Source organism: Streptomyces sp. NPDC053367 (genome assembly GCF_044545925.1).
Lineage (GTDB): Bacteria > Actinomycetota > Actinomycetes > Streptomycetales > Streptomycetaceae > Streptomyces.
The window spans coordinates 1,215,974-1,238,375 of the sequence record NZ_JBITYN010000001.1; the positions used below are offsets into that span (position 1 = coordinate 1,215,974).

The following is a 22,402-nucleotide window of genomic DNA, read 5'->3' on the forward strand; positions in this document are numbered from 1 at the left end:
ACGCACCCGTCCCGGCCGTCACGCCCTCTCCGGTCTCTCGGCCCGCGCGCGGCGCGGCCCGCGGGGCAGGCCGACTCCGCGGCGGCGTACCGCGCCGCGGTGCCCCCGCCGCCGGGGCTCGGCCGCCCGTGCGTCGAGCTGTATCCACACGCGGATCTCCGTGCCGCCCAGGACGGAGGCGCCGATGCGTACGTCGCCGCCCGTGGACTCGGCCAGGCGGCGGACGATGTCCAGGCCGAGACCGGTCGAGCCGTCGGTGCCGGAGCCGCGGCCGCGGGCCATCGCCGCGGCCGGGTCGGGTATGCCGGGGCCCGCGTCGGAGACCAGGACGATCACCGCGTCCTCGCCGTTGTGGACGTCGACCGCGAAGGCCGTGCCCTCGGGGGTGTGCCGGAAGACGTTGCCGAGCAGGGCGTCGAGCGCGGCGGCCAGGTCGGCGCGGGCCACGGGTATCCGCACCGGCCGGTCCACACCGGCCACCCGCCACTTGCGGCCCTCGTCCTCGGCGAGCGCCGACCAGAACTCCATGCGCTCGCGCACCACTTCGGCGGCGTCGCAGCCCGCGCCGGGCCCGGCGGCGGCGGTCTGGGGCTTGGCCTCCCGGGCCGTACGGATGATGGTGTCGACCTCCCGCTCCAGCTGGGCCACCGCGGCCCGGGTCTGCTCGGCGGCCGGCCCGTCGCCCAGCGAGGCGGCGTTGAGCCGCAGCACGGTCAGCGGGGTGCGCAGCCGGTGGGACAGATCGGCGGCGAGCTCCCGCTCGTTGGCGAGGAGCTGCACGACCTGGTCGGCCATGGAGTTGAACGCGACCGCCGCGAGCCGCAGTTCGGTCGGCCCCTCCTCCGGCACCCGGGCGCCGAGCTTGCCCTCGCCCAGCTCGCGGGCGCCCTCGACGAGCCGCTGGGCGGGCTGCACCATGCGCACCCCGAGCCGGTCGGCGACCGCCACCGAGCCGACGACCAGGGCCAGTCCGACCCCGGCGAGCACGGCCCAGGCGGTGCCGACGCCCTTGCCGACGGCCGAGTCGGGGACGTACACCTCGACCACCGCGATCTGGCCGGAGCTGAGCGCGACCGGCTGCAGCAGGACCGAGCCGCCGGGTGCCTCGGCGGTGGAGGCGCGGCCCATCCTGCGGGTGGCCTCGACGTCCTCGGCTGCGGCCCGCCGGCGGCCGATCTCCACGGCCGGGGCGCCCTCGGCCCCGGGTATGTGCAGGGCGGTGCCCGAGGAGTCCGAGCCGGCGGAGGCGACGAACCGCTCCAGCTGCTCGCGGTCGGTGGTGATGGACAGCGCGGGGGCGATCTCCGCCGCGTCCCGCTCGGCGTTGGAGAAGGCCCGGTCGCGGGCGATCTCACGGATCACGAGACCCAGGGGCACGGCGAAGGCCACCACGACCATGACGGTGACCGCGAGCGAGACCTTGACCAGTGCCCACCTCATCGCACGGACCCCGGCGGTTCGAGCTTGACCCCGACGCCCCTGAGAGTGTGCAGATAGCGCGGGTCGGCGGCCGTCTCGCCCAGCTTGCGGCGCAGCCAGGACAGATGGACGTCGATGGTCTGGTCGTCGCCGTACGACTGCTGCCACACCTCGGCGAGCAGCTCGCGGCGCGGCACGACGACACCGGGGCGGGCCGCGAGGAAGGCGAGGAGGTCGAACTCGCGGCGGGTGAGGTCGAGCCGGACGCCGTCCAGCTCGGCCTGGCGGCGCAGCGGGTCCACGGTCAGCCCGCCCACCCGCAGCACCGACGGGGGCGCGGCCTCGCCGGAGGCGGCGCGGGAGCGGCGCAGGACGGCGGCGATGCGGGCGGAGAGGTGCTCGACCGAGAACGGCTTGGTCAGATAGTCGTCCGCGCCCGCGTTGAGCAGCCGCACGACCTCCGTCTCGTCGTCCCGCGCGGTGGCGATGATCACCGGTACGTCGGTGATGCCGCGCAGCATCTTCAGCGCCTCGGACCCGTCCAGGTCGGGCAGGCCGAGGTCCAGGATGACCACGTCGAAACGGTGATGGGCGACCTCGCGCAGCGCCTCCAGCGCGGTGCCGACGCTGCGCACCAGGTGGGCCGCGTCGGTCAGATGCCGGATGAGCGCCGAGCGTACGAACTGGTCGTCCTCGACCACGAGCACACTTGCCATGCGCCGCACCGTACGCCATGCCGGCCGGCCGGACCGGAGCCTGTGGACAACTCTCCTTCTGTGCACACGGCGAGGCCGGTGAGGCAGTATGCGGTGATGCGCAGAGGACTCGTACACACACTGGCCTGGTCGCTCGCCACGGGCGCGGCGGTCACGCTGTCGTGGTGGGGTGTGCGCACGGTCCTGGACTCCACGGCGTACGACCCGCCCCGCGCCCTGCCGGTCACGGCGGACGCGACGACACAGGAGTCGAAGCCGCTCGCCACCTCGGCGAGCACCCACCGGCCGGCCCCGTCGCCCAGCCCCCCGGCATCGCCGGCGGCGTCGGCGCCGGCGACTCCGTCGGCATCGGCGTCCGCGACGGAGTCCCCGAAGCCGAGCACAGCGCCGCCCTCCCCGACGTCGGCCACGGCCCCCGCGTCCGCCGGCGAGGTCAAGAGCTACGCGACCGAGGGCGGGCGGGCCGTGTTCGATCTGCGCGACTCCTACGCGACGCTGGTGACGGCGACGCCCGAGACGGGCTGGTCGATGCAGGTGTGGAAGACGCAGGCGTGGATCCGGGTGGAGTTCAGCTCCGGCGCGGACCGGGTGTCGGTGTTCTGCACGTGGCACGACGGCCCGCCGAGGGTCGAGGTCGGCACCTACTGAACCCGGGCCGCACCGGCCGCCGACGCCCCCGCGCCGCTGCCGGACAGGTCAGCGGAACACCGACGCCGGTGGTGCGGGCGAGGCCACCGCCGCCGCGTCCGTCACCGGTACGGCGCCCCCCGCGAAGTCGGTGAGCGGCCGCCCGTGCTCCACCCGGCCCGGGTGCGGGTCGGAGGCCGTACGGCGGGTCAGCTCGGCGAGCGGCAGCGGGCGGTCGCCCGCGACCAGCACGGCGTTGCCGAAGCGGCGGCCCCGCAGGACGGTCGGGTCGGCGATCAGCGCCAGCTCGGCGAACCGGGCCGCGGCCGTGGCGATCTGGCCCCGCAGATGCGTGAGGGGCGGCCCGTCGGCGAGGTTGGCGGCGTACAGTCCGCCCGGCTTCAGCGCCCGGCGGACCTCGTCGAGGAACTCGGTGGAGGTCAGGTGCGCGGGAGTGCGGGCCCCGCTGAAGACGTCGGTGACGACGAGGTCGGCCCAGCCGTCCGGCACCTTCGCGAGCCCCTCACGGGCGTCCACCGAACGCACCCGGATCCGCGCCCCCGGGTCCAACGGCAGCTCCCGCCGCACCAGTTGCACCAGCCGTGCGTCGAACTCCACGACCTGCTGGGTGGAGCGGGGCCGGGTCGCGGCCACATAGCGGGCCAGGGTGAGGGCACCGCCGCCGAGGTGCACCGCCTGGACGGGCCGCCCGGCGGGCGCGGCGAGATCGACGACGTGCCCGAGGCGGCGCTGGTACTCGAAGGACAGGAACCCGGGATCGTCCAGGTCGACGTGCGACTGCGGCGCCCCGTCGATCAGCAGGGTCCAGGCCCGCGCCCGGTCCCGGTCGGGTATGAGCTCGGCGAGCCCGCCGTCGACAGCCTCGACGACGGACTCGGCGGCACCCCGCGCACGCCGGGGACTCCTGGACTTTCCCATGGAACGATTGTCCCAGCACACGGCCCCGAGGGGCGCGCCGGGAACCTCACCGGCAGCTGTCCGCGGCCTCGATCAGCCGGGCCGCCTCCCCCAGCGCGGCCCGCAGCACGGCCGGGTCGGTGGCCAGATCCGCCTCCCCGGGCGGCAGGAGCCAGTCGGAACCCTCCACGGGCGGCTCGGGGACGACCAGGCTCATGCCCCGTCCCTCGGTCTCCACGCAGGTGCTGCCCGGCACGTCCCAGGCCGCCGCCGTGCCGGACGGCACGAGGAAGCCCAGCGTCCCGCAGCCGTCGTCGTGCAGCACCGGTCCGACCCCGTCGGCGGCGGCGCCCCGCCGCAGGATGTCGACCGCCTCGAGCCCCTGCCGCGCCGGCACGGTGACGAGGTCCCACGCGGGCGACGGCGTTGTGGCTTGCATCCCGGCCTCCACTACGAACCTCCTCGTTCGTGCGGGTCGGGAGTCGGGCGGCTCCCGGTCCACAGGGTTCAACGCGGGGCCGCGTCAACGGCTACGGCGGAAGTCAGCCGCAAAGGATGGCAGTTCATGGCAGATCCTGGATGAGATATCCGGTTTGTAGCCAAACACCGCGTGGCGGCCCATTCGCAGCAGGTACGTTCTTCCCCGCCGGAATCCGGGCGTCACAGCGGACAGATCCGACAACGGGCCGCCAACGGCCGCATCCGTCAAGTCGCCCGCCTTCCGGCATGGTTCGACGGTTCGCACGAGAGGAACCCGGCCATGACGTCGTCCACGGTGACCTCGTCCCAGCCCCATCGGCCACCCCGGCCGAACCTCGCCTTCCGCCGGCTGCGCGGCCGGCGTTCCCCGGCCGAGTTCGCCGCGGAGGTACGGCGGGCCGCCCGCGAGATCGGCGAGCAGGTCAGCTGTGACGCGCGCTACATCGGCCGGGTGGAGGCGGGCGAGATCCGCTGCCCCAACTACGCGTATGAACGGGTGTTCCTGCACATGTTCCCCGGCCGCACGCTCACCGACCTGGGCTTCACGCCGCGCTCGGCGGTCCGCGGCCGCGCCGCGCGCCCCGCCGTCCCGGCCGACGGCCCCGCCGGCTTCGGGGGCCCCGCACACGCCACGAGTGAGACTCGGGGGGCCCACGATCCGTATGACCCGCAGGACCCCTACGAGACGTACGACGACTACGAGGAGAGCGACGTGCTGCGTCGCGCATTCATGACCGGCGGAGGCGCAACGGTGGCCGCCGCCTCACTGGGACCCTTCGGTCTCGCCCTCGACGCCACGGCCGCGCCCCGCCCCGGCCACCGCGTCGGCACGGCCGAGGCGGGTGCCCTGGAGGAAGCCGTCCGCAGGATCCGGCTGCTCGACGACCGGCACGGCGCCGACGGCCTCTACCGGCGCGCCGCGGCCCCGCTGCGCGCCGCGTACGCGCTGCTGGACGCCGGGACGACCCGGCAGACGACCGCCGACCGGCTGCACTCCGGCGCCGGCGAGCTCGCGATCTCGGTGGGCTGGCTGGCGCACGACTCGGGCCGCTTCGACGACGCGCGCTCGCACTACGCGGAGGCACTCGCGACCGCGCGGATGAACGGGGACGCGGCGCTGGAGGCGCACGCCTTCTGCAACACCGCGTTCCTCGCGCGGGACGCAGGACGCCCGCGCGAGGCGGTGCGGGCCGCGCAGGCCGCCCAGCGCATCGCCCGGCCCCTCGGCTCGCCCCGGCTGATGTCGCTGCTGGCGCTGCGCGAGGCCGGCGGCTGGGCGGGGCTCGCCGACCGCACCGGCTGCGAACAGGTCCTCGCGCGGGCGCAGGCCCTCTACGAGCGGGGGCCCTCGGACGCCGACCCCGAGTGGATGAGCTTCTACGGAGAGGCCGAACTGGAGGGCCTGGAGGCGCAGGTCTGGTCCGCGCTGGGCGACTGGTCGCGCGCGGCCCGGCACGCGGCACGGGCCGCGCATCTGCAGGACCCGCACTTCACCCGCAACATCGCCCTCTACACCGCCGAGCTGGCGGACGACCTCGCGCGCGGGGGCCGCCCCGACGAGGCGGCCGCGGCCGGGCTGCGGGTGCTCGACCTGCTGGGCGAGGTGCAGTCCTCTCGCATCCAGACGATGCTCGCGGGCACCGCGCGCGTGCTGCTGCCGCACCGGCGGGCGTCCGGGGTGTCGCAGTTCCTGGAGAGACACGCCTCCATGCCGCGTACGGCATGACACACGCGTGTGCGTGAGAGATGAGAGTGAGCGCAGAGAAGAGGGACGAGGGAAGAGGGACGAGGGGCGAGGGACGAGAGCCCGGGCCTGCGAACCTCGGGCGCGCGTCAGCCGGCCAGGTGCCCCAGGTCGTTCCAGCTCTCGACGGCCGGCTCGCCGTAGGCCCAGCCCAGCACCGACAGGGACGTCGGGTTGAGGCGGAGACGGGCGGCGAAGTCGATCGGCAGGCCCAGCCAGCGCGCGCCGATGGTGCGCAGGATGTGCCCGTGGGCGAAGACGAGGACGTCCCGGTCGGCCTCCCGCGCCCAGGCGACGACCTCGTCCGCGCGGGCGCTCACCTCGGCGAGCGTCTCACCGTCGGGGACGCCGTCGCGCCAGATCAGCCAGCCCGGGCGTATCGCCTGTATCTCGGCGGGGGTCATGCCCTCGTAGGCGCCGTAGTGGAACTCCATGAGCGTGTCCCAGGTGGCCGCCCGGTCACCGAACCCGGCGAGCTCGCAGGTCTCCCGCGCGCGGGAGAGCGGGCTGGTGCGCACCTCGACGCCGGACAGCCTGTCGAAGGGGGCCCGGTGCAGGCGCTCGCCGAGCAGCTTGGCGCCGCGGCGGCCCTCCTCCAGCAGCGGTACGTCCGTCCGGCCGGTGTGCTTTCCGGACAGCGACCACTCGGTCTGTCCGTGCCGGGCCAGCAGGATGCGCGGTGCCATGGGGGACCTTTCCGGGATGAACGGGAAGCCGGGACTGAGCCCCTCCATCATCGCTCACCCCGGTCGGAGGCAGCCCGGCGGGCGGGGTGGGCAACCCCTCGGGCGGGCGCTGCGTCTATCAGGGCCGGAGCCCCGCGCAGGCGTGGCGTACGGCGTAAAGTGGCCGACCGGGCCGTCCGGCGCCGCGCGAGGAGTACAGGGGGAGGCGATCGGATGCCGCAGTCCGAGACGTTGCGCGCACAGGCGGCACCGCCGCGGCTGCGCTGGTGGACCGAGCTGCCCCTGATCCTGCTGGTGTACGCCTGCTACTCGGCGGGCCGGCTGCTCGCCCGCGACGACGTCACGACGGCCGTCGACCACGGCCTCGCGATCCTGCGCATCGAGAAGTCCCTCCACCTCAACGCCGAGCACCCGCTCAACCGACTCTTCACCCAGGAGGCCTGGCTGGGCGTGCCGGCCGACTTCTGGTACGCCTCGCTGCACTACCTGATCACCCCGGCGCTGCTGGTGTGGCTGTTCCGCTCGCGGGCGGTGCGCTACCGGGCGGCCCGGACCTGGCTGATGACGTCGACCTTCCTCGGCCTGATCGGGTTCACGCTGCTGCCGACCTGCCCGCCCCGGCTGCTCGACGCGGGCCACGGCTTCGTGGACACCATGGCCCAGTACAGCGCGTACGGCTGGTGGGGCGGCGAGGCGAGCGCGCCGCGCGGGATGGGCAACCTCACGAACCAGTACGCGGCGATGCCGAGCCTGCACGTGGGCTGGGCGCTGTGGTGCGGGGTGATGCTGTGGCGGTTCGGCGGGACGCGCCTGGCGAAGACGGCCGGTGTGGTCTACCCGCTGGTGACCACGATCGTGGTGATGGGCACCGCCAACCACTACTTCCTCGACGCGGCCGCGGGCGCCGCCGTGATGGGCGTGGGCCTGCTGCTGACGCCGCTGATGCTGCGGGCCGCGGACCGCGTCCGCGGCTCGTTCGCCCTGCGGTCCGGGCGTTCCCCGGAGGCGTCGCCGGTGCGTTCCCCGCAGGTCTCGAAGGGCCCACGGGCCTCGATTGTCAGTGGCGGGTGCCAGACTTCGGCGGGTGAGCGATTTCCACGGCAGCGTGAGTCCGCCCTCCCCACGGGAGCCGGGCCGGACGCCTCCCCCGCGGACACGGGCGACGGGGCTCCGGCAGCGGCTCGCTGAGCTGCGCGGACCCGAGGTGGCGGCGAGGGCGCTGGACGCGCGCGCCCTCGCGGCGCTGGCCGCCAACCCCGGGTGCCGGCGGCGCGCGATCCTCGACGGGGCGGGAGTGAACAAGGCGGCGCTGGCGAGCGCGCTGGGCTCCCCCTCGGCCTTCGGCCAGTCCCAGTTCGCGCTCACCCGCGGCAACGCCTTCGAGGCGAAGGTCAAGGCGGACGGCGGCGCCGAGCTGCTGCGCCTGGTGCACCGCGCGCTGGCCCCGGGCACCGAGCCGCCGCACGAGGCGTCGGTGCCCGACCTGTCGGCGACCGGCCCCGAGGGCCGTACGGCGCGCACCGCGCTGGCGCTGCGCGAGGCCGCCGCCGCGCCGGGCACCTGGACGCTGCTGGACCATCCGATGCTCGCGCTGGACGTCGCGGGCTCGCCGGCCTTCCTGGAGCCGGACGCGGTCGTGGTGCATCCCGACGGGTCCTGGTCGGTGGTGGAGATCAAGTCCTTCCCGATGCTGGACGGCTCCGCGGACCCGGCGAAGGTGGGCGCCGCCGCCCGGCAGGCCGCGGTGTACGTGCTGGCGCTGGAGGAGGTCGCCGCGCGGCTGGAGACGCCCCCGCGCGTGCACCACCGCATCGTGCTGGTGTGCCCCAAGGACTTCTCCAACCAGCCGACCGCGTCCGCCGTCGACGTCCGCAAGCAGCGGGCGGTCACCCGCCGCCAGCTGGCCCGGCTCACCCACCTGGAGGAGATCGCGGACGCCCTGCCGGAGGGGGTGTGCTTCTCCCCCGAGCTGCCGGCCGAGGAGCTGGCGGCGGCCGTCGCCTCGGTGCCCGCGGCCTACGCGCCGGAGTGCCTGTCCGCCTGCGAGCTGGCCTTCCACTGCCGCGACCGGGCCCGCGCCGCCGACGTGGTGACCGCGCTGGGCCGGCCGGTCCGGGCCGAACTGGGCGCCCTGACCACCGTCACCGACGTCCTCGCGGCCGCCCGCGGCGAGGCCGGCGACCCCGCGGACCCGGCGGTCGCGGCCCTGCGCCGCGCGGCCCGGCTGCGCGCCGAGGCCCTGGGACGGGAGGCCGCCGTATGTCGCTGACCGCCACGCTCGCCCGCCTCGAGGCCGTCGAGACCGGGATCGCGCAGCCGTTGGCCACGGTGCGGCACCGGCATCTGTCCGAGCGGCCTCTGGTGTGCGTGCCGCTGACCACCGCCGGTGAGGCGGGCGCCCCGCTGGGCGCGCTGGTGGGGACCGACCGGGAGGCGCCCCGGCTGCTGGTCGTGCCGCAGCCGCGCGACCGCGACCTGAGGTCCGCGTTCCTCGCCGACCTGGCGGCCGTCGTCCTGCCGTACGTCGAGTCCTACGCCGACACCGTCGAGGCCGCCGAGCGCACCGAGACCGACCCGGAGACCGGCAAGCGGGTCAAGGTCGAGGTCGACCTGTGCGCGGACGCGCCGCAGCTGATCGTGCCGAGCCGGGCCGCCGTGGAGTACGTGCGGCTGCTGGGGCGCTCGATGCGCTTCCGGCGTACGGCCGAGCAGGACCCGGAGACCCCGTATCCGGCACCGCCGCGCGTGCCGCTGCTGGGGCGCTGGCTCACCCACTTCGGGGAGCGGGCGCGGGTGCCGGGCTCCTCGCTGCTGCTGGCCCTGACCGATGTGCTGGCCCGGCACTGGGCGACCGGCCAGTCCACCCTGGAGGACCAGCACCTGGGGGCGCTGCTCGCCTGGATCGACCCGCCCGCGGGCTCGACCGGCGCCGAGGCCGCGCTGCGGGCCGAGCTGGCGCGGGACGCCGAGGGACAGCTGGAGTGGCCGCCGGCGGGCCCGGCCACCGACCCGGCCTTCGACAACAAGCTGCTCGCGCCGGCGATCGAGCGCTACGACAGGGCGCGGTCGGCGCTCGCCGCCGCCGAGGACGGCCTCCAGGCGGACGACCGCCTCGGCGAGCTGACCGCTGCGGAACAGCACCTCCGCGAGCTCGTCCTGAGCCGGACCCGGCCCACCTGGGACGCGATCTGGCGGGGCCTGGACCTGCTGCGGGCCCTGCCCGAAGCGGCGCACGTCGAGGAGCGGTGGACGCGCGACCGCTGGTCGTTCACCGGGCACCGCGACCGTGTCCTGGCGGGCGAGCCCCCGCAGCCGCGCCGCGACGACGCGGTGACGGCCGCGAACAAGCTGGCCGCGCGCGAGCGCGAGCAGGCCCGCCTGGAGGCGCAGGAGGCGCTCGACGACCCGCTGGTGATGGCCGGGCGGCGACTGGCCGGGGAGGCGTTCGCCGGGGAGGTCGTCGACGTGGTGATGGCGTACTCCGAGGGCAAGCGGCCGAGCCCCCGCCCGCTGGTCACGGTCCGCACCGACGACCGCCCGCACCTGGCCGAGCGGGCGCGGGTGTACCGCTCGCTGGGCGGCAAGCCGCAGACCGCGGAGTGCGTCGAGTACGAGGACAGCGGCGAGGGCGTGTTCGTGGTGCTGCGCATCCTCGACAAGATGGGCCGGGGCAAGGAGCCGGAGCCCGGTTCGGTGCCGGAGAAGGGCGATGTGCTCTGCTTCACCGCCTTCGAGCACGAGCAGCGCGGCGGCGCGAAGCTGCCCGACCCGGAGAACACCCCGTGGACCCACGGCGGCCCGCCCGGCGAGGAGCCGCCGGCACCCGCGGCCGACCCCGTCACCGAGGAGGACCTGCTGTGACCACGCAGACCGCTTTCGACCCCGGCGCCGCCGCGGCCCGGGCCACCGAGGCGATCCTGCACGACACGCTGCACGGCACCGACCGCGGTGTCGTCGTGGACTCCCCGCCCGGTGCCGGCAAGTCCACGCTGGTGGTGCGGGCGGCGCTGGAGCTGGCGGACGCGGGCCGCCCGCTGATGGTGGTCGCGCAGACCAACGCCCAGGTCGACGACCTGGTGCTGCGGCTGGCCGAGAAGAGCCCCGAGCTGCCGGTGGGCCGTCTGCACAGCAGTGACTCCGACCCGTACGACAAGGCGCTGGACGACCTGCCGAACGTACGCAAGTCGGCGAAGGCGGCGGACCTGGCCGGGCTTCCGGTGGTGATCTCCACGGCCGCCAAGTGGGCGCATGTGAAGGTGGACGAGCCCTGGCGGCACGCGATCGTCGACGAGGCGTACCAGATGCGCTCGGACGGGCTGCTGGCGGTGGCCGGCCTGTTCGAGCGGGCGCTGTTCGTGGGCGACCCCGGGCAGCTGGACCCGTTCGCGATCGTGGGCAGCGAGCAGTGGGCGGGCCTGTCGTACGACCCGTCCGCCTCGGCCGTGACGACCCTGCTGGCGCACAACCCGGGCCTGCCGCAGCACCGCCTGCCCGTGTCCTGGCGGCTGCCCGCCTCGGCGGCGCCCCTGGTGTCGGACGCGTTCTACCCGTACACGCCGTTCCGCAGCGGCACCGGCCACGGCGACCGGCGGCTCACCTTCGCGGTGCGCTCGGACGGCTCGGGCCCCGACCGGGTGATCGACGAGGCCGCGGAGTCCGGCTGGGGCCTGCTGGAGCTGCCCGCACGGCACACCCCCCGCACGGACCCGGAGGCCGTACGGGCGGTCGCGGCGGTGGTACGGCGGCTGCTGGACCGGGGCGGCGCTGCGCTCTCGGAGCGCTCGGCGGACCCCACCGCGCTGACGGCCGACCGGATCGCGGTCGGCACGGCCCACCGCGACCAGGCGGCAGCGATCCGCGCGGCGCTGGCGGAGCTGGGCGCGGCGGACGTCACGGTCGACACGGCCAACCGTCTCCAGGGCCGCGAGTTCGACGTCACGGTCGTCCTCCACCCGCTGTCCGGCCGCCCCGACGCCACCGCCTTCCACCTGGAGACCGGCCGCCTGTGCGTCCTGGCCTCCCGCCACCGCCACGCCTGCATCGTCATCTGCCGCGCGGGCGTCACGGAGCTGCTGGACGACTACCCGTCCACGGAGCCGGTCCAGCTGGGCACGGTCGTGAAGTTCCCGGACGGCTGGGAGGCGAACCACGCGGTCCTGGCCCGCCTGGCAGAACACCGGGTGAGCTGGCGCCCCTGACCGACTGCATGTCCCAGGGCGGAACGCCGAGCGGGAGTGAAGTCCTCGCCCAGGGGCCCTCTTGCGCCCCGCGCGACAATGGAGGGTGGTCCGCCCGCAGGCGCGCCATCGGACACGTACGAGGAGGACATGACATGGCGGAGCACACGCCGCGCCCGAACGAGCCGCGGCTACGCCCCGCGCCCCTGCTCTTCGAGCCCGCCGAGGCCGCCGGGGACCCGGAGCACTTCTTCGACCTGGAGTCGATCGACGACCCCCGGGCGCTGCTCGCGCGGGCGACGGAGCTGACACAGGCCTTCCGTGCGGCGGCCGACCGGGCGATGGAGTTCCAGGCGATCGCGGCGGCGCAGCTGGCCGATCCGCGGCGCTTCGACCGGCTCACGGCCGCGGACATCGCGCAGCGGGCCGAGTGGACCGAGGACTATGCCAAGAAGATGGTGGAGTTCGGCCAGGGCCTGCTGCGCGGCGAGAACGGCGCGGGTCACGCCGACCCGGTCTAGGTGTATTGATCACGAGCGTTGTTGACACGCGTGGGCGCTTGATCATGGCGAACCCAGGCCCTGGCGTCCGGCTCGTGCCGACGCCGCGGGGTCTCGCACGCACGCCCTGCCGGTCCGGCCGTCGGACCCGGCCCGCCCGTCCGGCATATGCCAGGCGGGCGGGCACGATACTCCTCCCCCTCCACCCCTGTCCCGGTTTCCGGCAACCCAGCGAAACGGAGCGCTCACACCCGGTACATCTGGTGGACATGAGCAGCTATCGGAACGAACCGACCTCCGGCCTGTTCGCGACCTCCGGCCTGTTCGACGAGGGCCAGGGCATCGCGGGAGTCACCCCGGACGGAGCCGCCTGGCTCGCCTCGGCAGGAACGTATCCGCGCAACACGCTCGCGTTCTGGGAGGAGCGCCCGGACGCCCCGGTGGTGCTGCCCTGCGGCTCGGTCTTCGACGTGGTGAGCGCGCCGGCGGTTTTCGGCCGGCGGATGCTGGACCGGCTGTGGGACGACGGTCCGGGCTCCGGCCCGGTGGCCGCCTATCGCGGTCGCATGCTGTTGTTCGCCGCGCCGGGCACGGCCCAGCGGCTGCCGTCGCTGCTGGAGTGGGAGGAGTTCGGCTCCCACGGCGCCGACGGCCGTACGGCGGCGATCCCGCCCCTGCTGTGCCACGGCACCGGTGACGCCGTGACCGTCCCCGCGCCCGGAGGCGGCACCGGCGAGGGCTCTCCCGAGTCCCGCTGGCTCGTCGCCCCGGACACCCGTCAGCCCTGGCTGCCGGGACCGGAAGTACTGCTCTGGGCGGCCGTGCGGGCGGCCCGCGCGGCGGTGCGCATATCGATTTTTCCTCCCGCGGATCAGGGTGCTAAGGTCTACGACGTCAGCAGGCGCCGCTAGCTCAGTTGGTTAGAGCAGCTGACTCTTAATCAGCGGGTCCGGGGTTCGAGTCCCTGGCGGCGCACAGCGAAAAGGTCGCTGACCTGGGTGAGCGCCCTCGGTTCTCCGAGGGCGCTCATCTGTTTCTCCGTAGAGGATGCCCCCAGGGTTCTCCGCAGGGGATGTCCCGCAGGGTTCTCCGCAGGGAACATCCCGCAGGGTTCTGCGTGAGGCACACCCCGCCGAGTCCTCCGTACGGGATCTCACGCCGGGGCGATCTTCACCGTCCACGCCCCAGCCGGGGTCCGCCCCTCCACCTCCACGCGCACGCCCTCGCCGGGCACGGTGAAACTCTCGCCGACGTCGACGGGCGCGTCCGCGAGGGGCGGATAGACGGAGGTGTCCCAGCAGGCCTCGGTCCCCGGGTGGGCGTCGATCACCTCGACCGGACCGTGCCCGGAGGCGGCGTCGCTGCTCACCCGGTACACCAGGACCCCCGACCGGCAGGTGCCGACGTCGTTGCCGACGGGGCCGCGCGCCTCGAAGGCGAGGACGCTGTCCGGCCCGGTGCGCACGACGGCCAGCTTGGTGCCCTGGCCCAGCCCGAAGGCGAGCGCACCCGCGGCGCCGGCCGCCGGGACACCGGGGCCCGCGCCGAGCGGCTCCAGGGTGAGCCACGTCGGCCCGCCGTCCTGCACGCAGACCACCTGGCGCGGCTCCAGCCAGCCCAGCTTCCACTTGTGCCAGCCGAACAGGTCCGGGGCGAGCCCGAACTGGCTGCCCATCAGGTCCCAGTCGCCGACGTAGGTGTCCCAGTCGCCCGAGCCCCCGGCCGGCCGGTGGTAGAGGTCCGGCAGGTCGAAGACGTGCCCGGTCTCATGGGCGAGCACGAGCCGGTCCGGCGGATGCTGCTCGAACACGGTGACGAACCGATGGATGTCCGTGCCGTCGGCGCGCAGCGGCACGTCCAGGTTCACCACCTTGGTGGCGTCGGAGTCGACACCGGGCGCGTCCGGGTCGGCGACGAAGTACACGATGTCGTAGGCCGAGAAGTCCACCTGAGGGTCGGCGACGGCGAGAGCGTCGCGCAGATAGGCGGCTCGGTGGGCGGCGCTCCAGTCGCGCTGTATGGCGTACGCGGTGGAGGGGCGGGGCATGGTGAGCCACTGCCCGAGCGGGCGGGGACGCAGGGTGAAGCGGCCGTAGGAGGCGCGTTCGAAGAAGGCGCTGGTCTCGGGGAAGTGATCGGCCGTCAGCTGCTCCGGGGTGGTGCGCGGCTCGGCGTCCGGGAAGGACAGGAACACCAGGACGGCGTCCAGCTCGCGCACCGGCCTCGGATAGGCGGCGTTCCAGGTGTCGACGCCCTCGGAGTGGTGGGCGTCGGTGCGTGCGAGGGCGCAGGGGGAGGCCGAGAAGGGTTCGGCGACCGAGGGGGCGCCGATGAAGGAGGTGGCGGCGAGCGCCGACATCGTCGTGAGGACGGCCGCGGTGCTGCGCAGTCGGGGGCGCGGAAGACGACGCGGCACAGGAACCTCCGGATGCGGTACACGGGGACACCGCGTCCAGCCTGTGCGACTTTATTGACATATGCCCTGTTCGCCTGCACCGGACGGGTGAGCGCCCGGCCGACACACCGCCGACACCCCCGAACGCTCACGGTCCGTCACAATCGGTCGGCCGGCGAAGAAACCCGTCCAGCCCCGGGCAGAAACGATCCGTCAGAAAGGCGGGTCATCACGCGGCGCACGGGGGACACTGAAGAACAGCTGGAAGGCCCGGAGGGCAGCCTCTATGATCGGCACACTTTCCTGACACTTCCTGCCCGGACAGAGATCGAGCAGAGACCCAGCAGATCGAGTGCACTGCGGGAGCGAGCGGTGAGCGCAGCGTCCGAAGGGCCGACGCCCGCGGCAGACCTCATCCGGCCGGCCGTCACAGAGAGTGATCCCGAGGCGTCTCGTCGTACCGGCACGGAGGTCAACCGGGCCATGGACGCGGGGGCCTCCTTCCGGTCCGCGTTCGCCTCGGCGCCGCTGGCGATGGCCGTCGTCGACCGCGAGGGACTGATCGTGACCGCCAACGACGGTTTCACGGCGCTGTTCGGCACCGCCGTGCGGCCGCCGGCCGGCCAGGTCGCCGCCGAACTGGTCGACCTGGCCTCCGACGGCCGTACGTGGCACGCCTATCGCGAGGTGTTGCGCGGCCGGCGGGCCAGGCTGCGCTGCACCCGCCGGGTCAAGCATCCCGACGGGCATGCGATGTGGGTGCAGATCACCGTGGCGCCGCTGGACCAGGGCTTCGAGGGCGTGCTGCTGTCCGTCGCCGACATCAGCGCCCGCCGTGAACTCCAGGCGCGGCTGCACCATCTGCAGATGCACGACCCGGTGACCCGGCTGCCCAACCGCACCCTGTTCTTCGAACGGCTGACGGCCGCCCTGGAGTCGGAGCCGGAGGAGCGCGGCAGCACCGGCCGGATCGGTCTGTGCTACCTGGACCTGGACGGCTTCAAGGCGATCAACGACACCCTCGGCCATCGGGTGGGCGACCGGCTGCTCGCCGCCGTCGCCGAACGGCTCACCCGGTGCGCCGACGAGGCCGGTTACGCCCGCGCCGGAGTGCCGCTGGTCGCACGGCTCGGCGGCGACGAGTTCGCGCTGCTCGTGGAGGACTCCACCGGCACCGAACAGCTCGCCGATCTCGCCGAGTCCGTGCTGCGCGCCCTGCGCCGGCCCTTCGACCTGTCCGGGCGGCGGATCTCGGTGACCGCGTCCGTCGGTGTGGTGGAGCGGCTCGCCGCCGACACCACCGCCACCGGGCTGATGCAGGCCGCCGACACCACGCTCTACTGGGCGAAGGCCGACGGCAAGGACCGCTGGACGCTGTTCGACCCGGAGCGCAACGCCCACCGCATGACCCGCCAGGCCCTGGCCTCCACCCTGCGGCCCGGTATCGAACGCGGCGAGTTCCGGCTGGAGTACCAGCCGCTGGTGGGCATGGCGGACGGGCAGCTGCGCGGGGTGGAGGCGCTGGTGCGCTGGGACCACCCGCAGTTCGGCATGTTGACGCCGAATCGGTTCATCGGACTGGCCGAGGAGGACGGCGCGATCGTGCCGCTCGGCCGGTGGGTGCTGGCCACCGCCTGCCGCCAGGCCCGCCGCTGGCAGCTCGAAAACCCCGCCGGGGAACCCCTGTTCGTCAGCGTCAACGTCGCCGTGCGCCAGGTGTGGGACTCCGACCTGGTGGCGGACGTGCAGCGGGTGCTCGCCGAGACGGGACTGGCTCCCGGGCTCCTCCAGATCGAGCTGACCGAGTCGGCCGTGATGGGTTCGGCCGGCCGCCCCCTGCAGGTGCTCCAGGCCCTGAGTGCCATGGGCGTGCGCATCGCCATCGACGACTTCGGCACGGGCTACTCCAACCTCGCCTATCTCTCCCGGCTGCCGGTGGACGTGCTGAAGCTGGACGGCTCCTTCGTCCGCGGCTTCCAGTACGAGGGGGAGGGCGCGCCGCCGAACCCGGCCGACGAGGTCGTCGTGGAGGCGATGATCCAGCTCGCCCACCGGCTCGGGCTGACCGTCACCGCCGAGTGCGTGGAGACGCCCGCGCAGGCCGAGCGGCTGCGGCGGATCGGCTGCGACACCGGGCAGGGCTGGCTCTACTCGCGGCCCGTCGCGCCGGATCGTATCTCCGGTCTGCGGACCGCGGCGGCCTCCTACGCCGTCGGCAAATCGTAGGCGTCGGCGATCAGTTCGTAGGAGCGCAGCCGGAACTCGCCGCTGTGGGCGTTGGCGGTGATCATCAGCTCGTCGGCGCCGGTGCGCTTGTGCAGGTCGTCCAGGCCCGAGCGGACCTCGTCGGGGGTGCCGTGGACGACGTTGGCGTTCCAGGAGTCGACGAACTCCTCCTCCAGGGGGCTGAACTGGTGGGCCTCCGCCTCCTCCGGGCTCGGCACCAGGCCCGGCCGGCCGGTGCGCAGCCGGACCATGCTCAGCGCGGCGGCCCTGACCTGGCGGCGGGCTTCCTTCTCCTCGTCGGCGGCGAGCGCGGACACGCCGATCAGCGCGTACGGCTCGTCGAGCACGGCGGACGGCTTGAAGGACTCCCGGTACAGGTCCAGCGCCGGGACGGTGTTGCGCGCCGAGAAGTGGTGGGCGAAGGCGAACGGCAGTCCGAGCAGGCCCGCCAGCCGGGCGCTGAACCCGGAGGAGCCGAGCAGCCAGACCGGCGGCCGGTGCGGGGACTGCACGCCACCCGGCGAGGTCGCCTGGACGGGCCCGGGGACGGCGTGGACGCGGCGGTAGGGGTGGCCGTCGGGGAAGTCGTCGTCCAGGAACCGGATCAGCTCGGACAGCTGCTGCGGGAAGTCGTCGGCACCCTCGTCCAGGGTGTCGGAGCGGCGCAGGGCGGCGGCCGTGGCGCCGTCGGTGCCGGGGGCGCGGCCGAGCCCGAGGTCGATGCGGCCGGGGGCCATGGCCTCCAGGGTGCCGAACTGCTCGGCGATGACGAGCGGGGCGTGGTTGGGGAGCATCACGCCGCCCGAGCCGAGCCGGATGCGGTCGGTGTGGGCGGCGAGGTGGGCGAGGATCACGGCCGGGGAGGACGAGGCCACACCGGGCATGGAGTGGTGCTCGGCGACCCAGTAGCGGTGGAAGCCGCGGGACTCGGCGAGCCGGGCGAGCCGCACGCTGGTGCGCAGGGCGTCGGTGGCGGTGCGGCCGGAGCCGACCGTCGCGAGATCCAGTACGGAGAGGGGTACGGGGGCCGTGCCCCGGGTCGTGCCTCGGATCTCGTCTGCCGCCACGGGGTGCCTCCTGAGTGCTGCCGCCTGTCGTTCAGGCATGAGGGTGTGCTGCTGCCGGTCCTTCGGGCAGGAAGGTGCGCTGCCGCCCGGTCCTTCAGGCGTCAACAGGAGACGGTCTCCGGTTATTTCCGGGGCGGGCCCGTACGAGGGGACGCGCGGCGTGGCCCGCCGGCCCGGCCGGTCCGCCGGGTGACGATGGGGGCTGCGCCGCGTCTGCTGGGTACCCGAGTGACGAGGGCACCGGTCGAGCGGGTTCGCGGGCCGGCCCCCGACATGCTCGACACGCCAGGAAGAACAGCCGGAAGGGGCGACATGACCGCACTCGGATTCCTCTGCCCGGGCGACCACCCGAAGGACGACTATCCGCGGATCGAGCAGCTCCTCGCGAGCGACATCCGGGTGGATGTGATCGGGACGGCCACCGACGAGGACGCGCGCCGGGTGGAGGTGCTGCGGCGGACGGGGTCCGTGGACCGGCTCACCGCCGATGTCGAGGCGCTGCGGCTGGCGGGGGCCGAGGCGGTGGTGTGGGCCTCCACGAGCGGCAGCTTCGTGCACGGCTGGGAGGGCGCCCACGAGCAGGTGCGGTCACTGGCCCTCGCCGCCGGGATGCCCGCGTCCGCCACGTCGTTCGCCTTCGTGCACGCGGCGCAGGAGATCGGGGTGCGGCGGGTGGCGGTCGCGGCCACCTACCCCGACGACGTGGCCGGGCTGTTCGCGCAGTTCCTGCGGTCGGCGGGCCTGGAGGTGGTCTCGGTGCGCGCCGCCGGGGTGGGCAGCGCGGCGGAGGCCGGGGCCTGGGACGCGCCTGAGCTGTTCGCGCTGGCCGAGCAGGCGGACACCGGTGAGGCGGAGGCGCTCCTCGTCCCGGACACGGCCCTGCACACGGCCGCCCATCTGCCCGCACTGGAGGAGGCCCTGGGCAAGCCGGTCCTGACGGCCGGCCAGGTGACGGTCTGGGAGGCGCTGCGGCTGACCGACCGGCGGGTCAACGCGCCCGCGCTGGGGGCGCTGTTCACGCGGGAGCCGATCGTCCAGGTGTGAACACGGCCAGGTCACGCGCATATCACCGTTGCATAACGTCCCTCCGTGGGTCCGCATAGCTGCCGGGGATCGGGCAGGTGCCACCACCGGTCTGCGTACGGGCAGATCAGGCAAGGCTCTTGGAGGTCGCGTGTCCATGTCCGAGTTCCCGAACCCGTCCCGCCGGGGCTTCCTCACCAGAACCGCGGCTGTCGGCGGCCTGCTCACCGTCCCCGGTCTGCTGGCCGCCTGCAGCAGGACCGCCGGCGCCGACGGAGGGGGCTCGAGCCTGGAGCGCTTGAGGAAGCAGGGCTATGTGCGGGTGGCGTACGCGAACGAGGCCCCGTACGGCTACGAGGAGGACGGGCAGCTCAAGGGTGAGGCGCCCACGCTGCACCGGGAGATCTTCAAGGCGCTCGGCATCGGCGAGCTGCGCCCGGCCTTCTCCGAGTGGGACGGGCTGATACCGGGGCTGCAGGCCGGCAAGTACGACGTGATCAGCGCGGGCATGGCCATCGTCCCGGAACGCTGCGAGAAGGCCCTGTTCTCGGAGCCCGAGTTCGTCTCCCCCACCGCGCTGCTGGTGAAGCGGGGCAACCCGGAGAAGCTGACCGACCTGAGGTCTGTGAAGCGGGCCGGGGCGGGCATCGGCGTGATGGCCGGGGCGGTGGAGAAGACGTACGCCACGGCCGCCGGGATCGCCGAGGACGACCTGAGGACGCTGCAGAAGCCGCAGGACGGCGCGGACGCCGTCAGGAGCGGCCGGATCGACGCGTTCCTGCTGACCAGCATCTCGCTGAAGTGGCTCGCGAAGAACAACAGCGGCCTTGAGGTGACCGATCCGTTCGTCCCCGAGCTGGACGGGGTGAAGCAGTACAGCCCGGGCGGCGCGGTCTTCCGCGAGGGCCAGGAGGAGCTGCGGGACGCCTTCAACGGCGAGCTGAAGAAGATCACCTCCGACGCCGGGCGCTATGTGCGCCTCCTCGGCGAGTACGGCTTCGGCAAGGAGACCATCCCGCCGGCGAACCTGCGCACCGCCGACCTGTGCAAGGCCTGACGGGGACACCGGCCCATGGGTGATTTCTACACGTACTTCTTCGGTCATCTCCCGGACGTCGGCTCCGGGCTGTGGGTGACGATCGAGGCCACGGTGCTGGGCGCGCTCGTCGCGCTCGTGCTGTCCTTCGTCCTCGGCCTCATGGCGAGCAGCCGGCCCGTGCTCGCGCGGGGACTGTCACGGGTCGTCGTGGAGTTCTTCCGCGGCACCTCGCTGTACGTCCAGCTCTTCTGGCTCTACTACGCCTTCCCGCTGCTGTTCGGCTACGAGCTCACGCCGCTGTTCTGCGGGGTGCTGGCCTTCGGCATGAACTACGGGGCGTACGGCTCCGAAGTGGTGCGCGGCGCGCTGAACGCCGTACCGAAGGGGCAGTGGGAGGCGGCGATCGCGCTGAGCATGACTCCGCTGCAGCGCTTGCGCCGGGTGGTGCTGCCGCAGGCGTGGGTGCAGATGATCCCGTCGTTCACGAACCTGCTGATCCAGCTGCTGAAGTCCACGCCGCTGCTGTGGCTGATCACGGCGAGCGACCTGACGACGGTCGTGCAGCAGATGCGTGACCGCACCGGCGAGTCGGCCTGGGCGTTCCTGACGCTGCTGGTCATGTACTTCGTCATCGCCTACGCCCTGACCCTCGCGATGAACGCCCTGGAGCGGCACGCGAAGGCCCGGCTCGGCCGGCCCGCGGACGCCCGCGGCGCCTCCGCGGTGAAGGCTCCCGTGGCGGGAGGTGTCCGGTGACCTACGACTGGGACTGGGACGCCTTCCGCGACGCGCTGCCGATCCTGCTGGAGGGCTTCCGTACGACGCTGCTGGCCACGGTGCTCGGCACGCTGGTGGCCGCCGTCCTGGGACTGGTGGTCGCGATGGCCGGGCGGGCCCCGACCCGGCTGGTGACCTGGCCGGTGCGGGCGGCCACCGAGTTCGTGCGGTCCACGCCGCTGCTGGTGCAGCTGGTCGGCGCGTACGCGCTCTTCTCCACCGTGGAGCCGCTGACCATCGGCATCGCGGTGCTCGGCATCCACTACGCCGCCTATCTGTCGGAGGTGTACCGGGCGGGCATCGACGCCGTGCCGAAGGGGCAGTGGGAGGCCTGCCGGGCGCTGTCGATGTCGCCGCGGCGCACCTGGCAGGCGGTGATCCTGCCGCAGGCGGTCCGCAAGGTGCTGCCCGCGCTCGGCAACTACGGCATCGCCATGTTCAAGGAGACCCCCTTCCTGGCCGTGATCACGGTCACGGAGATGGTCGCGGAGGCCCGGGAGTACGGCGCGGACCACTTCGTCCACGCCGAGACCTTCACGCTCGCGGGCCTGATCTTCCTCGCGGCGAGCTATCCGACGTCGCTGCTGACGAGAAAGCTGGAGAGGCGCCTTGGCCACTGATCCCCTGACGAAGACGAGTCCCGACGACGAGCGCGGCGAGCGCCTCCCGGGGGCGGCGGCGGGCCGGCTGGTCGCCTTCGACCGGGTGGTCAAGCGCTACGGCGACCATGTCGTCCTCGACCAGCTGGACTTCACCGTCGAGCGCGGCCAGCACGTCACCCTGATCGGGCCGAGCGGCTCGGGCAAGACGACGATCCTGCGGCTGCTGATGACGCTGGAGCGGGTCAGCGACGGCGTGATCACGGTGGACGGCCGGCCGCTCACCCACATGCCGGGGCCGGACGGCTCCCTGAGGCCGGCGAACGAGAAGTACCAGCGCGAGATCCGCAAGAAGATCGGCATGGTCTTCCAGCACTTCAACCTCTTCCCCAATATGAACGTGCTGCAGAACATCACCGAGGCGCCGGTCAACGTGCTCGGCATGGACCGTGCCGAGGCCGAGGAGCGGGCCCGTGACCTGCTGGGGATGGTCGGGCTCGCGGACAAGGTCACCGCGCATCCCACCCAGCTGTCCGGCGGACAGCAGCAGCGGGTGGCGATCGCCCGGGCCCTCGCCATGCGGCCGGAGATCCTGCTGCTCGACGAGGTCACCTCGGCCCTCGACCCGGAACTGGTGGCCGGAGTGCTGGACCTGCTGCGGGAGATCGCGCTCACCACCGACATCACCCTGCTGTGCGTGACCCACGAGATGAACTTCGCCCGGGACGTCTCCGACCGCGTGATGATGTTCGACGGTGGCAGGGTCATCGAGTCGGGCCCGCCGGAGAAGCTGTTCGGCGAGCCGGAGCAGGAGCGCACACGCGAGTTCCTCGGCGCGGTGCTGTGAGCCCGGGGGCGCCGCCCGCGGCGGGCGGCGCCCCTGCTCCATACATCCACACCTCCTTCACACCTCATCCGTATTCGGTTGGCATATGCCAGCGGGGTATTCGCTGCCAGAGGGGCTCAAATCTCGTCAACCCCCGCTCACTACAAGCCGTTTGACCGTTAT

The 22,402-nt window shown here is 73.7% G+C and carries 21 protein-coding genes and 1 tRNA gene; 15 read left to right on the forward strand and 7 right to left on the reverse strand.

Annotation, left to right across the window (positions count from 1 at the left end; translation table 11 throughout):
- Positions 1-18: 18 nt before the first annotated feature.
- On the reverse strand, positions 19-1,440 hold the full coding sequence (locus tag ACIGXJ_RS05540) for a sensor histidine kinase (protein WP_399641847.1): 1,422 nt from the start codon (positions 1,438-1,440) through the stop codon (positions 19-21).
- Positions 1,437-2,135, reverse strand: a complete 699-nt coding sequence (locus tag ACIGXJ_RS05545; protein ID WP_399641848.1) for a response regulator transcription factor — start codon at positions 2,133-2,135, stop codon at positions 1,437-1,439. Before ACIGXJ_RS05545 ends, ACIGXJ_RS05540 begins: the two co-directional genes overlap by 4 nt.
- A 96-nt stretch (positions 2,136-2,231) precedes the next feature.
- On the opposite strand from ACIGXJ_RS05545, the gene ACIGXJ_RS05550 reads away from it, so the two are divergent.
- Positions 2,232-2,783 carry a hypothetical protein gene (locus ACIGXJ_RS05550; protein WP_399641850.1) on the forward strand — a complete coding sequence of 184 codons (552 nt, stop codon included), beginning with the start codon at positions 2,232-2,234 and terminating at the stop codon, positions 2,781-2,783.
- A 48-nt stretch (positions 2,784-2,831) separates the two neighbouring features.
- On the opposite strand, the gene ACIGXJ_RS05555 is transcribed toward ACIGXJ_RS05550, so the two are convergent.
- On the reverse strand, positions 2,832-3,701 hold the full coding sequence (locus ACIGXJ_RS05555) for a spermidine synthase (protein WP_399641852.1): 870 nt from the start codon (positions 3,699-3,701) through the stop codon (positions 2,832-2,834).
- A 46-nt stretch (positions 3,702-3,747) separates the two neighbouring features.
- Positions 3,748-4,119: a hypothetical protein gene (locus tag ACIGXJ_RS05560; protein WP_399641854.1), complete on the reverse strand. Its 372-nt coding sequence runs from the start codon at positions 4,117-4,119 to the stop codon at positions 3,748-3,750.
- Between the two features lie 321 nt (positions 4,120-4,440).
- On the opposite strand from ACIGXJ_RS05560, the gene ACIGXJ_RS05565 reads away from it, so the two are divergent.
- Entirely contained in the window at positions 4,441-5,886 is a 1,446-nt protein-coding gene (locus ACIGXJ_RS05565; protein WP_399641855.1) for a hypothetical protein, read from the forward strand.
- A 107-nt stretch (positions 5,887-5,993) separates the two neighbouring features.
- Here ACIGXJ_RS05565 and ACIGXJ_RS05570 read toward each other — a convergent pair whose 3' ends face one another.
- Positions 5,994-6,590 carry a histidine phosphatase family protein gene (locus ACIGXJ_RS05570; protein ID WP_399641857.1) on the reverse strand — a complete coding sequence of 199 codons (597 nt, stop codon included), beginning with the start codon at positions 6,588-6,590 and terminating at the stop codon, positions 5,994-5,996.
- A 213-nt stretch (positions 6,591-6,803) separates the two neighbouring features.
- Between ACIGXJ_RS05570 and ACIGXJ_RS05575 the strand changes: the two genes are divergently transcribed.
- From ACIGXJ_RS05575 to ACIGXJ_RS05605, 7 genes are all read left to right on the forward strand, one after another.
- Positions 6,804-7,778 carry a phosphatase PAP2 family protein gene (locus ACIGXJ_RS05575; RefSeq protein WP_399641859.1) on the forward strand — a complete coding sequence of 325 codons (975 nt, stop codon included), beginning with the start codon at positions 6,804-6,806 and terminating at the stop codon, positions 7,776-7,778.
- Positions 7,696-8,859 carry a hypothetical protein gene (locus ACIGXJ_RS05580; protein WP_399642150.1) on the forward strand — a complete coding sequence of 388 codons (1,164 nt, stop codon included), beginning with the start codon at positions 7,696-7,698 and terminating at the stop codon, positions 8,857-8,859. Before ACIGXJ_RS05575 ends, ACIGXJ_RS05580 begins: the two co-directional genes overlap by 83 nt.
- The gene (locus ACIGXJ_RS05585; RefSeq protein ID WP_399641860.1) at positions 8,850-10,451 is read left to right on the forward strand and encodes a hypothetical protein; all 1,602 of its coding nucleotides are present in this window, start codon (positions 8,850-8,852) and stop codon (positions 10,449-10,451) included. The genes ACIGXJ_RS05580 and ACIGXJ_RS05585 overlap by 10 nt, the downstream gene beginning before the upstream one ends.
- Positions 10,448-11,788, forward strand: a complete 1,341-nt coding sequence (locus ACIGXJ_RS05590; protein ID WP_399641863.1) for an AAA domain-containing protein — start codon at positions 10,448-10,450, stop codon at positions 11,786-11,788. The genes ACIGXJ_RS05585 and ACIGXJ_RS05590 overlap by 4 nt, the downstream gene beginning before the upstream one ends.
- A gap of 134 nt (positions 11,789-11,922) precedes the next feature.
- Entirely contained in the window at positions 11,923-12,288 is a 366-nt protein-coding gene (locus tag ACIGXJ_RS05595) for a hypothetical protein (RefSeq protein ID WP_399641864.1), read from the forward strand.
- Between the two features lie 44 nt (positions 12,289-12,332).
- A complete protein-coding gene (locus ACIGXJ_RS05600; RefSeq protein WP_399641866.1) occupies positions 12,333-13,178 on the forward strand; it encodes a bifunctional DNA primase/polymerase in 846 nt (281 codons plus the stop codon).
- Positions 13,169-13,242, forward strand: a tRNA-Lys gene (locus tag ACIGXJ_RS05605). The genes ACIGXJ_RS05600 and ACIGXJ_RS05605 overlap by 10 nt, the downstream gene beginning before the upstream one ends.
- Positions 13,243-13,420: 178 nt before the next feature.
- On the opposite strand, the gene ACIGXJ_RS05610 is transcribed toward ACIGXJ_RS05605, so the two are convergent.
- Positions 13,421-14,683, reverse strand: coding sequence for a M6 family metalloprotease domain-containing protein (locus ACIGXJ_RS05610; protein WP_399641868.1), 1,263 nt, complete (start codon positions 14,681-14,683; stop codon positions 13,421-13,423).
- A 351-nt stretch (positions 14,684-15,034) separates the two neighbouring features.
- Here ACIGXJ_RS05610 and ACIGXJ_RS05615 point away from each other — a divergent pair, with 351 nt between their 5' ends.
- A complete protein-coding gene (locus tag ACIGXJ_RS05615) occupies positions 15,035-16,888 on the forward strand; it encodes a putative bifunctional diguanylate cyclase/phosphodiesterase (protein ID WP_399641869.1) in 1,854 nt (617 codons plus the stop codon).
- On the opposite strand, the gene ACIGXJ_RS05620 is transcribed toward ACIGXJ_RS05615, so the two are convergent.
- Positions 16,867-17,994: an LLM class flavin-dependent oxidoreductase gene (locus tag ACIGXJ_RS05620; RefSeq protein WP_399641871.1), complete on the reverse strand. Its 1,128-nt coding sequence runs from the start codon at positions 17,992-17,994 to the stop codon at positions 16,867-16,869. The genes ACIGXJ_RS05615 and ACIGXJ_RS05620 overlap by 22 nt on opposite strands.
- Before the next feature lie 273 nt (positions 17,995-18,267).
- Between ACIGXJ_RS05620 and ACIGXJ_RS05625 the strand changes: the two genes are divergently transcribed.
- The 5 genes from ACIGXJ_RS05625 (at position 18,268) to ehuA (ending at position 22,240) form a co-directional block, all read left to right on the forward strand.
- Positions 18,268-18,999, forward strand: a complete 732-nt coding sequence (locus ACIGXJ_RS05625) for a decarboxylase (protein ID WP_399641872.1) — start codon at positions 18,268-18,270, stop codon at positions 18,997-18,999.
- 136 nt (positions 19,000-19,135) lie between these two features.
- Positions 19,136-20,035 carry an ectoine/hydroxyectoine ABC transporter substrate-binding protein EhuB gene (ehuB, locus tag ACIGXJ_RS05630; RefSeq protein ID WP_399641873.1) on the forward strand — a complete coding sequence of 300 codons (900 nt, stop codon included), beginning with the start codon at positions 19,136-19,138 and terminating at the stop codon, positions 20,033-20,035.
- Between the two features lie 15 nt (positions 20,036-20,050).
- On the forward strand, positions 20,051-20,773 hold the full coding sequence (ehuC, locus tag ACIGXJ_RS05635; protein ID WP_399641875.1) for an ectoine/hydroxyectoine ABC transporter permease subunit EhuC: 723 nt from the start codon (positions 20,051-20,053) through the stop codon (positions 20,771-20,773).
- Positions 20,770-21,414, forward strand: coding sequence for an ectoine/hydroxyectoine ABC transporter permease subunit EhuD (ehuD, locus tag ACIGXJ_RS05640; RefSeq protein ID WP_399641876.1), 645 nt, complete (start codon positions 20,770-20,772; stop codon positions 21,412-21,414). Before ehuC ends, ehuD begins: the two co-directional genes overlap by 4 nt.
- The gene (gene ehuA / locus ACIGXJ_RS05645) at positions 21,404-22,240 is read left to right on the forward strand and encodes an ectoine/hydroxyectoine ABC transporter ATP-binding protein EhuA (protein ID WP_399641878.1); all 837 of its coding nucleotides are present in this window, start codon (positions 21,404-21,406) and stop codon (positions 22,238-22,240) included. Before ehuD ends, ehuA begins: the two co-directional genes overlap by 11 nt.
- The last annotated feature ends 162 nt before the right edge of the window (positions 22,241-22,402 follow it).